Raw genomic sequence first — 10966 nt, 5'->3', positions numbered from 1 at the left:
TCTCGCCGCCATCCACGACGAGCTCTACCGGCGCTCCCTGCACGGCGGCTGGCCCGACGCCACCCTCACCCCCGGAGTCACCGTCCGCACCGCCGAACGCTCCGGCGACCGCACCGTACTGGGCCTCGAACACGCCGAGCAGGAGACCGCGGCCGGACTGGAGACCGACGCCGTCGTCCTCGCCACCGGCTACCGCGAGCGCCCCCTCGAAGGCCTCCTCGCCCCGCTGCGGGACCGCCTCGTACGAGACGACGCCGGCCGCCCCCAGGTCGACGGGGACCAGCGCCTCGTACTCGACGGCTCCATCGAAGGCTCCGTCTTCGTCCAGAACGCCGAACGGCATACCCACGGCGTCGGCACACCAGACCTCGGTCTCGCCGCCTGGCGCTCCGCCGTCATCCTCAACGCCCTCACCGGCCGCGACGCCTACCCGCTGCCGCAGCGCACCGGATTCACCTCCTTCGGCCTGGACGTGGACGCGACGCCCCACCTCCTGGCCGGCTCCAGAGCCGGCGCGCGGAAAGAGACTTCATGAGCCCGACACTGCAGGACGACGGAGCGCAGGAACAGCTGGCCCGACGCCCCCCATCAGCCGTGGCCGACGCCGCCACGGCCCAGAACCTCCTGCGCTGCTGGGTACGCGAAACCGGCGTGCCGCGCCCCGCCGACGGCGTCCTGCGACTCGACCTGCCGACCTCCGGCACCGGCATCGAAGCACCCGTATTGCACTGGTCCGCCACCGGCTGGCACCGCTTCGGACCCGCCCGGCTGCACACCGGAACACACGCCTCCGCCACCGCCGTCGCCGCCCTCCTCGCCATGGAGGCCGCCGCGGGAGAACCCACCGCCGTCGCCGACCTCACCAGCCGCGTCACCGACTCCCTCCGACGCGTCGAGGAATTCGTACGGGCCCGCACCCTGACACCCGGCGACCCCGCCGGCACCACCGCCTTCCTCACCGCCGAACAGAGCCTCATCACCGGCCACCCCCTGCACCCCACCCCCAAGAGCCGCGAAGGCCTCACCGACGCCGAGGCCGCCCGCTACTCACCCGAACTGCGCGGCGCGTTCCCCCTCCACTGGTTCGCCGCCGACCCCTCCGTCGTACGCACCGACTCCGCCCTCGACCGCGGCACGCAGCAGCTCTTCACCGAACTGGCGGGCGAGGGGCTCACACCACCACCCGGCACCGTCCTCGTCCCCGCCCACCCCTGGCAGGCACAGGACGTCCGCCACCGGCCCGCCGTACAGGCACTCATCGACGCGGGACTGCTGCACGACCTCGGACCGGCAGGACCCGCCTGGTCGGCCACCTCGTCCGTACGCACCCTCTACCGGGCCGACGCCCCCGTGATGCTGAAATTCTCCGTCGGCCTGCGCATCACCAACTCCCGCCGCGAGAACACCCGCCCCGAGCTGCGCCGCGGCATCGCCGTGCACCGGCTTCTCGACGCGGGCCTCCGCGACGCGCTCGCCGCCGCCCACCCCGGCTTCGGCATCGTCGGCGACCCTGCCTGGCTCGCCGTCGACGCGCCCGACGGCACCCCCACCGGACTCGACGTCGTGGTCCGCGACAACCCCTTCCCCGACCACCCTCTCCGCGACCACCCCGTCGGCGGCAACCCCTCGCGCGGCGGCCGCCCCGCCGCACCCCAGGGTGTCTGCGTCGCCGGGCTCCTCGCCGAACGCCCCGACCTGCCCGACAACCGCTCCCAACTCGCCGTCACCCTCCACCGGCTCGCCCAGCAGACCGGCTGCAGCGTCCCCGACACCGCCCACGAGTGGTTCGAGCGCTACCTCACAGCCGTCATCCACCCCGTGCTCTGGCTGTACGCGCGCTACGGACTCGGCCTCGAGGCCCACCACCAGAACACCCTCGTCACCCTCGACGAGAACGGCTGGCCCGTCGGCGGCCACTACCGCGACAACCAGGGCTACTACTTCTCCCCGGCCCGCAGTGAAGCCCTCTACGGCTGGATCCCCGGCGTCGGCCGCGACCTCGGCACCTACGTCGCCGACACAGTCATCGACGAACGCCTCACCTACTACATCGGCATCAACAACCTCCTCGGCCTCATCGGGGCCCTCGGCTCCCAGAACCTCGCCGACGAGAACGACCTGCTCCACCGCGCCGACCACACCCTCGCCGCGCTCGCCACCGAGCACGGCGACCGGCTGCGCCTCGCCACCACACTGCGCCGCGCCCCCACCCTGCGCTGCAAGGCCAACCTCCTCACCCGCGTCCGCGGCATGGACGAGCTGACCGGCCCCATCGAGACCCAGTCGGTCTACGTCGACATCCCCAACCCCATCGCGTCCGCGACCTCGAGAGACGAGCAGCCCCAGTGATCCGCCAGGACCTCGCCCCCGCCGAGACCCGGCTGCCGGCCGGCACCTTCACCCTGCGCCCCGTGAAGCCGTCCGCCGACACCCCCCTCGTCCACGCCTGGATGAACGACCCCGAGGTCGCCCGCTTCTGGAAGATGGCCCAGCCCATCGAGCGCATCGACGCCTATCTGCGCGAACAGATCGCCAGCAACCACTCCACCCCCTACCTCGGCGCCCTCGACGGCACCCCCATGAGCTACTGGGAGCTCTACCGCGCCGACCTCGACCCGCTCGCCAACCACTACGCCGCGAGACCCCGCGACGCAGGCGTGCATCTGCTCCTCGGCCCCTCCGGCTACCGCGGCCGCGGCCTCGGCGCGCAGCTGCTGCGCGCCGTCTCCGACTGGCAGCTGCGGATCGACCCGTACGCCGGACAGGTGGTCGCCGAGCCGGATATCCGCAACACCCGATCCGTCCGCGCATTCGAACGGGCAGGCTTCCGGATGACCCGGCATCTCGACCTCCCCGAGAAGCGCGCCGCTTTCATGGTCCGCAAGCGCACCGGATGACGGTCGGGGACTGGGCCGAGCCGGGGGTTCTGCTCATCGGAGCACCCCCGCGCACTTTTCAACACTTGTCAATAATGTTTCACGCAAAGGCCGTTGAGTAGTCATGTGCATCCAATTCTCTACTGGCGAGTAAGTCTTAGGCTCGAACCATGCGCCGAGCAAAGATCGTTTGTACTCTGGGCCCCGCCACCGACTCATACGACCAGATCAAGGCACTGGTCGAGGCGGGAATGGACGTAGCACGCCTCAACCTCAGCCACGGCACGTACGCCGAGCACGAGGAACGCTGCCGACGCGTGCGGAGCGCCTCCGACGAAACGGGCCGCAGCGTCGGGGTGCTCGCCGACCTTCAAGGCCCGAAGATTCGCCTCGGCCGCTTCCGCGAAGGTCCCGTACTCCTTGAACGCGACGATGAATTCACCATCACCGTCGAGGAAATGGAAGGCGACCGCCGGATCTGCGGCACCACATACGACGGCCTGGCCGCCGATGTCAGCTGCGGCGAGCGCATTCTCGTCGACGACGGCCGCGTCACGCTCGAGGTGGTCGAGGTCGACGGCCCCCGCGTACACACCAAGGTCGTCGAAGGCGGCCTGATCTCCGACCACAAGGGCCTCAACCTCCCCGGCGTCGCCGTCTCCGTCCCCGCCCTCTCCGAGAAGGACGTCGAAGACCTCCGCTGGGCCCTGCGCACCGGCGCCGACATCATCGCGCTGTCGTTCGTCCGCAGCGCCCGCGACATCGAGGCCGTCCACCGCATCATGGACGAGGAGGGCTACCGGCTGCCCGTTCTGGCCAAGGTGGAGAAGCCGCAGGCCGTCGACAACCTCGAAGGAATCGTCGACGCCTTCGACGGGATCATGGTCGCCCGCGGCGACCTCGGCGTCGAAATGCCGCTGGAATCCGTGCCGATGGTCCAGAAGCGCGCGATCAAGCTGGCCAGGCGGAACGCGAAGCCGGTCATCGTCGCGACCCAGATGCTCGATTCGATGATCGACGCGTCCCGGCCCACCCGCGCGGAGGCCTCCGACGTGGCCAACGCCGTCATGGACGGCACGGACGCGGTGATGCTCTCCGGCGAGACGAGCGTCGGCAAGTACCCGATCGAGACGGTCAGGACGATGGGCCGCATCGTCGAGGCGGCCGAGGAGGACATGCTCGCCAAGGGCCTCCCGCCGCTCACGGAGCGGAACAAGCCCCGAACCCAGGGCGGCGCGGTGGCCCGCGCGGCGGCGGAGATGGGCGACTTCCTCGGCGCGAAGTTCCTGGTCGCCTTCACCCAGTCGGGAGACACGGTCCGCCGGCTGTCCCGCTACCGCTCACCGATCCCGGTCCTCGCCTTCACCCCCGAACCGCCCACGCGCTCGCAGCTCAACCTCACCTGGGGCGTGGAGACCTTCCTCGGCCCGGCGGTCGACTCGACGGACGAGATGGTCCAGCAGGTCGACGAGCACCTGCTGAAGGTCGGCCGCTGCCAGAAGGGCGACATCGTCGTGATCACGGCGGGCTCCCCACCGGGCGTCCCGGGCTCCACGAACCTGGTCCGCGTCCACCACATCGGCGAGGACGACTACCAGAAGTAGTCGTTAGTCTCGCTGCCCGAAACGGGCGAGACGGTGGACGCTGAAAGCGGCATCAGTACTTCGGACTCACGTGCGCGTCCATGAGCGCGACTGACTCGCGTCTGGCGACGGAAATGTTGAGCGGGCTGCCGTTACGAGTGCAGTGGGTCCAAGTGATCCCGAGTATGTCGAGCGTGTCTGTGTAGAGCTGCCGGATGTCATCCGACTTGTTCGTGAAGAAGTACCTCGGGTATTCGTAGCGCTTCCGCTCTCCGCCGACGAGGCGAGTGGTCCAGTTGGTGATCCGGCAACCGTCGGAGTGGATGAGCCCCCGGATCAAGTCCCAGGGGTAAGCATCGACCACCTGCTGCTGCCACGCTGCCAAGGCGATCAGCCGATCGTGCTTGCGGCCGGGCCCATGCTGAGGAAACAGGCAGGGCCAGTGCTTGCTGTAGCTCGTGACCATCACGCATCCCTGCCGCTGGAGGAGATAGACGCAGAGCTCGGGGCAGACGGTTGTGATGGCATCGCGGCATTCGGCAATCAGCCCAGGCCATACATCGGCGTAGGCGATCCGCAAGTGGTAACCGCCGCGTGGGTGCGGACTGATGCAGCCCCAAGATAGATGCAGCCGTCTCCAAGATATAAGCCGAGCAGGTACGCGTACGCGGCCGGTTCTCCCGGCAAGCACGGTTCAGGCGAACACCGTGCGCACTCGGTGTCGCGGGAGGCCCGCCGAAGGGGCTCGATCCGAACTTGCCACTCGCGGATTGCTGCGCGGGATATGCCTACTTGCTTGCTGACGGAGTTGAGGCTGCGGCCCTGTTGAACAAGAGCGAGTGCGTTCCTGCGCGTTTCAAGGTCGTACATGTCCGCGAGCTTTGTTGGATCTCTGCCGTCGCGGGGTGATTCGAAGAGGTGTTCACCTGGGCGAGTGAAGATCGCCAATCGTCTGCGAACCTTGAAAAGAAAGGTAAAGTGCCCCGGGTGGGACTCGAACCCACACTGAATACCTTTTGAGGGTATCGTCTCTGCCGATTGGACTACCGGAGCTCCTGCAATCCGAAGGTTAGCGTAACCCCTCCGTGCCTCAAACATACAGGAGCTAGGTAGGCTCGTGGGGCACCACCTGCCTGGAACGAGGAGTCCCGTGAGCGCCGCCGACCCCGAGCAGCCCGTCGACGACGAGCAGCCGCACGTCCCGCCGTTGACCACCCGCGTTGTCATCGCCGAGGACGAGGCCCTCATCCGTCTCGACCTCAAGGAGATGCTCGAGGAGGAGGGCTATACCGTCGTCGGTGAGGCGGGCGATGGGCAGAAAGCCGTCGAGCTGGCCCGCGAGCACCGGCCGGACCTCGTCATCCTCGATGTCAAGATGCCGATCCTCGACGGCATCTCCGCGGCCGAGAAGATCGCCGAGGAGAGCATCGCCCCCGTCCTGATGCTCACCGCCTTCTCGCAGCGCGAGCTCGTGGAGCGGGCGCGGGACGCCGGAGCCATGGCGTACCTCGTCAAGCCGTTCAGCAAGAGCGATGTCGTGCCCGCCATCGAGATGGCGGTCTCCCGCTTCACCGAGCTGAGGGCCCTGGAGAAGGAGGTCGCCGACCTCTCTCTGCGCCTGGAGACCCGCAAGCTCGTGGACCGGGCCAAGAGCATTCTGCAGACGCAGTACGGGCTGGCGGAGCCCGCCGCCTTCCGCTGGATCCAGAAGACGTCCATGGATCGCCGGATGTCCATGCAGCAGGTCGCCGAGGCCGTCATCGAGGACGCCGAGGAGAAGAAGCAGCCGTCGGGGGAGTAGCGGGGCCCCGGACCCGTGAGGGGATCCGCGCCCCAGCCCCGGGGCACGCCCCGGCCCCCCGGGCACGCCCCGGCCCCCCGGGCCCGCGAAGGAGCCCCCCGGGCCCGCGCAGGGCCCGCACCGGACGAGATCGGTGCGGGCCCTTCGCCGTAACGCATGACGCGGACGGCACGGCGTGAGCGACATCGCGTAACGCCGTGCGCGTGCGCCGTGCGGTCGTCAGTCCTCGCCCAGGTAGGCCTTGCGGACCGACTCGTCGTGGAGCAGGTTCTCTCCCGTCCCCGACAGCACGATCTTGCCGATCTCCATCACATGGCCGTGGTCGGCCAGTGACAGCGCCGCCTGTGCGTTCTGCTCGACCAGCAGAATCGTCGTGCCCTGCGACTTCAGCTCGGAGATCGTCTGCATGATCTTCTGCATCATGATCGGCGAGAGTCCCATCGACGGCTCGTCGAGCATCAGCAGCTTCGGCCGGGACATCAGCGCGCGACCCATCGCCAGCATCTGCTGCTCGCCGCCCGACAGCGTGCCCGCCGCCTGGTTGCGGCGCTCGCCGAGGATGGGGAAGAGGTCGTACGCCTTCTGGATGTCCTTCCTGATCCCCTCGCCGTCGTTCCGGAGGAACGCTCCGAGCTGGAGGTTCTCCGCGATCGTCAGCCGGGGGAAGATGTGCCGTCCCTCGGGCGAGTGGGCCAGGCCCAGCGCGACGACCTTGTGGGCGGGAACCCCGGTCAGCGGTTTGCCCTCGAAGCGGATCGAGCCGCCGAGCGGCTTGAGCAGCCCCGACAGGGTGCGCAGCGTTGTGGTCTTGCCCGCACCGTTCGTCCCGATGAGGGTGACGACCTGGCCGGCCTCGACGCTGAACGAGATGCCCTTGACGGCTTCGATCTTGCCGTAGGCGACCCGCAGGTCCTCGACTTCGAGCAGTGCGGTCACTGGTCGCCCTCCTTGCTGGTTCGGGTGCTGGGGGCAGCCGCTTCCGCCGCCTCGACCTCGGCCGCCTCCTCGTCGCCGGGGGCTCCTTCGAAGGGGGTGCCGAGGTAGGCGGCGATGACGCGTTCGTCGCCCTGGACGACCTCGGAGGTGCCTTCGACGAGCTTCTCGCCCTGGACGAGTACGGCGACCCGGTCGCAGAGGTTGAAGATGAAGCGCATGTCGTGCTCGATGACGAGGACGGCGGTGCCCTTGTCGCGGATGGCGAGGACGAGTTCCTCGGTGGCGCGGGTCTCCTGCGGGTTCATGCCCGCGGTCGGCTCGTCGAGGAGGAGCAGGCCGGGGTCGCTCGCCAGTGCCCTGGCGATTTCCAGCTTGCGCTGCTCGCCGTAGGGGAGGTTGCGGGCGAGGTGGTCGGCCTTGGCCGCGAGGCCGGTGAACTCCAGGAGTTCCATGGCCCGCTTCTTGGACGCGGTTTCGGCGCGCTTGAAGCCGGGGCCGCGCAGGAGGGCCGACCAGAGGCCTTCCTTGGTGCGGGTGTGCCGGCCGACGAGGACGTTTTCCAGGACGGTCATATTGGCGAAGAGCCGGATGTTCTGGAAGGTCCGGGCGATGCCTGCCTGGGTGACGAGGTGGGGCTTGGGCGGCAGGACGGTGGTTTTGTAGGCGACGGTGCCTTCGGTGGGGATGTAGAGCCCGGTGAGGCAGTTGAAGAAGGTGGTCTTCCCGGCGCCGTTGGGGCCGATCAGGCCGACGATCTCGCCGGCGTGGACCTCGAGGTCCACGGAGCGTACGGCCGTGAGTCCGCCGAAGCGCATGGTGACGCCGGTGGCGGTGAGTACGGGGCCGCTCGGGTCTTTCACCGGGGTGGTGTCGGTGGTCGTCATGTCGGTCACGCCTCCGCCTTGGTGACGCCGACGGCCCCTTCGGGCAGGCGTTGTTCGGGTACGTCCAGTTGGCCGGTCTCGTGGAATTCGAGTTGCTTCCTGCGGTCGGCGACCAGGCCCTCGGGGCGGAAGCGCATCAGGAGGACGAGCGCGAGGCCGAAGAGGAGCAGCTGGTAGTCGGCCATGAACTGCATCTTGGCCGGGATGAGGTAGAGCAGTGCGGCGCCGATGATGGGTCCGCTGAGGGTGCCCATGCCGCCGAGGATGACCGCGGCGAGCAGGAAGGCGGAGTTGGGTGGTACGGGCCCGGCGAACTGGTACTGCTCGGGTGTGACGGTGTAGGTCACGTGGGCCTGTACGGAGCCGGCGAGACCGGCCAGGGAGGCGCCGAGGGCGAAGGCGAGCAGCTTGAGCCGGAAGGCGTTGATGCCCATGGCGGTGGCTGCGGTCTCGTCCTCGCGGATGGCGACCCAGGCGCGGCCGATGCGGGATTCGCCGGCCCGGCGGAAGACCATCACGACGATCGCGGTGGCGAGCAGCATCAGCAGGTAGTAGTTGCCGAAGCGGCCGATGGGGACGCCGAGGATGGTGTGTTCGATCCCGAAGTCGAATCCGAAGAAGACGAGGTCGGGGACGTTGGGGATGCCGGCGGAGCCGTTGGTGACGTCGGGTCCGGTGCTTCCGTTGAGGTTGTTCATGGTGATGCGGAAGATCTCACCGAAGCCGAGGGTGACGATGGCGAGGTAGTCGCCGCGCAGCCGCAGGGTCGGGGCGCCGATGAGGACGCCGAAGACCAGGGATGCGCCCGCGCCGGTGAGGACGGCGGCCCAGAAGGGGAATTGGACGCCGATGGTGGAGTCGGGTGAGCCGGAGACCAGTGCGGCGGCGTAGGCGCCGACGCCGAGGAAGGCGACGTAGCCGAGGTCGAGGAGGCCGGCGAGGCCGACGACGACGTTGAGGCCGAGTGCGACGGTCGCGAAGATCAGGATGTTCGCGGCGACCGAGGTGTACTGGTCGTTGCTCTGCGTGAAGGGGAAGCACGCGGCGGCGACGAAGGCCGCGGTGAGCGTGATGTTGCGGTGCTTGCCGGTGAGTGCGGTGAGCCGGCCGACGAGGCCGGCCCGGTGGAGACCGGTGAAGGCGCACGCGACGAGGATGAGGTAGCCGACGAACAGCTCCCCGTACTCGGTGTCGATGCCGTACGTGAAGACGTACAGCCCGATGCCGAACGCCACGGCGATGATGAGGATCTCGGCCCAGGAGGGGAGTTCCTTGGCGCGCCGGGGGCTGATGGCGGCGAGGCTGCCGGTGAATCGCTTCCACGCGCCGGGTTTGTCGTCTTCCGCGGGCCGGTCGGCGGGGAGGCCGAGGGCTGCGAGGACGGTGACGAGGGCGGCGATGCCCGCGATGACGCCGCCTGGTTCGAGGTGGGCGAGGCCACCGAGTTGGATGGAGATCGCTGTCAGGGTGTACCAGGTGGTGCCGAAGGTGCCGAGGGCGAGCCAGATGACGGGTGCGCCGGTGCCGGCCGGGGTGAGCCAGCGCAGTCCCTTGATGCCGTAGCCGGCGATCACGAACAGCAGGGTGAGCGCGGCGCCGACGAGGGTCAGGACTTGGAGGCCGCCGGGGTATCCGGTGACGGTGAGGTCACCGGGGAACTGGGCGGTCCAGGTCCAGGCGAGGAAGGTGCTCGCGAGGGTGGTGAGGGCGCCGGCCGCGGTGGTGAGGCGGGCTGCGGCCGCGGGCAGCGGGATGACCGGGGTGGTCTCGTGGGTGGTGGTCATGCGTATCACGCCCGATCCGCGACGCGTTCGCCGAGCAGGCCTTGTGGCCGTAGCAGCAGTACGAGGATGAGGAGGACGAAGGCCCAGACGTTCTTCCAGCCGCCGCCGCCGAACTGTTCCATCCCGGGGATGTGCTCGATGTAGGCGGTGGCGAGGGATTCGGCGACGCCGAGGACGAGGCCGCCGAGCATGGCTCCGTAGATGTTGCCGATGCCGCCGAGGACGGCCGCGGTGAAGGCCTTGAGGCCCATGATGAAGCCCATGCGGAAGTCGACCTGGCCGGTGCGCAGTCCGTAGGCGACCGCGGCGATGGCCGCGAAGGCGGCGCCGATGGCGAAGGCCATCACGATGATGCGGTCGGTGTTGATGCCCATGAGCTTGGCGGTGTCGGGGTCCTGGGCGGTGGCCTGCATTCCGCGGCCGGTGCGCGTCTTGGCGACGAACAGGCCGAGGAGGAGCATGCAGATCGGTGCGGCGATGACCACGAAGAGCTCGCTGCGCTGGACGTCGGCGCCGAGGATGTTGATGGGGTCACCCGAGAACTGCGGGAAGACCCGCGCCTTCTTGGCGTTCGGGTACCACTTCCAGATGGCCTGCTGAAGCGCGATGGACAGGCCGATCGCGGTGATCAGGGGGGCCAGTCGGGGAGCGCCCCGCAGCGGCCGGTAGGCGAATCGCTCGGCGGCGACGCCGACGAGTACGGAGCAGACCACACCACCGATGATCATCAGCGGCAGCGCGAGCAGCAGGGCGGTGTCGCTGGGGAGTGCCAGGTAGGTGGTCAGCGCGCCGAAGCCGCCGATCATGAATATCTCGCCGTGGGCGAAGTTGATGAGCTGGACAATGCCGTAGACCATCGTGTAGCCGATCGCGATGAGACCGTACATCGCGCCGAGGATGAGTCCATTGGCCAGCTGTTGCGGCAGTTCGTTCACCGCAGGGCCTCCGAGGGGTGTGGATACGCTGAGCCGTTTACAGGGACGCGGGGGGGGGGGGGGTGGGGACGCCCGCCCCCGCGGGGGGGGTTTATGTGTTGTTGTTGGGGGGGGGGTGGGGGTTGGGGTGCGCCGAGAAAAAACGCAAGGTAGCATATAAAAAACCC

Annotated in this window: 9 protein-coding genes, 1 tRNA gene and 1 pseudogene; 5 read left to right on the top strand and 6 right to left on the bottom strand. The window is 68.8% G+C overall.

All coding sequences use genetic code 11. From position 1 onward, the window contains the following. The 4 genes from ABZW18_RS33315 to pyk all read left to right on the top strand — a co-directional run. The coding region (locus ABZW18_RS33315) for a SidA/IucD/PvdA family monooxygenase (RefSeq protein WP_356194898.1) at window positions 1-535 on the top strand (535 nt) is incomplete at its 5' end. Beyond that, window positions 532-2349 (top strand): IucA/IucC family protein, encoded by a 1818-nt coding sequence (locus tag ABZW18_RS33310; RefSeq protein ID WP_356194895.1) that lies wholly within the window; start codon window positions 532-534, stop codon window positions 2347-2349. The genes ABZW18_RS33315 and ABZW18_RS33310, both read left to right, overlap by 4 nt. After that, window positions 2346-2897: a GNAT family N-acetyltransferase gene (locus ABZW18_RS33305; protein WP_356194892.1), complete on the top strand. Its 552-nt coding sequence runs from the start codon at window positions 2346-2348 to the stop codon at window positions 2895-2897. Before ABZW18_RS33310 ends, ABZW18_RS33305 begins: the two co-directional genes overlap by 4 nt. A 149-nt stretch (window positions 2898-3046) precedes the next feature. After that, window positions 3047-4480: a pyruvate kinase gene (gene pyk / locus ABZW18_RS33300; RefSeq protein ID WP_356194890.1), complete on the top strand. Its 1434-nt coding sequence runs from the start codon at window positions 3047-3049 to the stop codon at window positions 4478-4480. Window positions 4481-4532: 52 nt separating this feature from the next. Here the strand turns inward: pyk and ABZW18_RS33295 are convergent. Further along, window positions 4533-5329: pseudogene (locus ABZW18_RS33295) on the bottom strand (helix-turn-helix domain-containing protein). Window positions 5330-5438: 109 nt separating this feature from the next. Further along, window positions 5439-5512: transfer RNA gene (locus tag ABZW18_RS33290), tRNA-Leu, on the bottom strand. Between the two features lie 97 nt (window positions 5513-5609). On the opposite strand from ABZW18_RS33290, the gene ABZW18_RS33285 reads away from it, so the two are divergent. After that, window positions 5610-6260, top strand: coding sequence for a response regulator (locus ABZW18_RS33285; protein WP_356194888.1), 651 nt, complete (start codon window positions 5610-5612; stop codon window positions 6258-6260). 219 nt (window positions 6261-6479) lie between these two features. Here the strand turns inward: ABZW18_RS33285 and ABZW18_RS33280 are convergent, their stop codons facing one another. From ABZW18_RS33280 to ABZW18_RS33265, 4 genes are read right to left on the bottom strand one after another with little or no spacing between them, the layout of a single operon-like run. Then, window positions 6480-7196, bottom strand: a complete 717-nt coding sequence (locus tag ABZW18_RS33280; RefSeq protein ID WP_356194885.1) for an ABC transporter ATP-binding protein — start codon at window positions 7194-7196, stop codon at window positions 6480-6482. Further along, entirely contained in the window at window positions 7193-8080 is an 888-nt protein-coding gene (locus ABZW18_RS33275; protein ID WP_356194901.1) for an ABC transporter ATP-binding protein, read from the bottom strand. The genes ABZW18_RS33280 and ABZW18_RS33275 overlap by 4 nt, the downstream gene beginning before the upstream one ends. Before the next feature lie 5 nt (window positions 8081-8085). Further along, complete coding sequence (locus ABZW18_RS33270) at window positions 8086-9864, bottom strand: branched-chain amino acid ABC transporter permease (RefSeq protein WP_356194883.1); 1779 nt, start codon at window positions 9862-9864, stop codon at window positions 8086-8088. Between the two features lie 5 nt (window positions 9865-9869). Then, on the bottom strand, window positions 9870-10799 hold the full coding sequence (locus ABZW18_RS33265; protein WP_356194880.1) for a branched-chain amino acid ABC transporter permease: 930 nt from the start codon (window positions 10797-10799) through the stop codon (window positions 9870-9872). Window positions 10800-10966: the final 167 nt, after the last annotated feature.

Source organism: Streptomyces sp. NPDC004647 (genome assembly GCF_040609575.1).
Lineage (GTDB): Bacteria > Actinomycetota > Actinomycetes > Streptomycetales > Streptomycetaceae > Streptomyces.
This window is presented reverse-complemented; position numbering and strand designations above follow the sequence as displayed.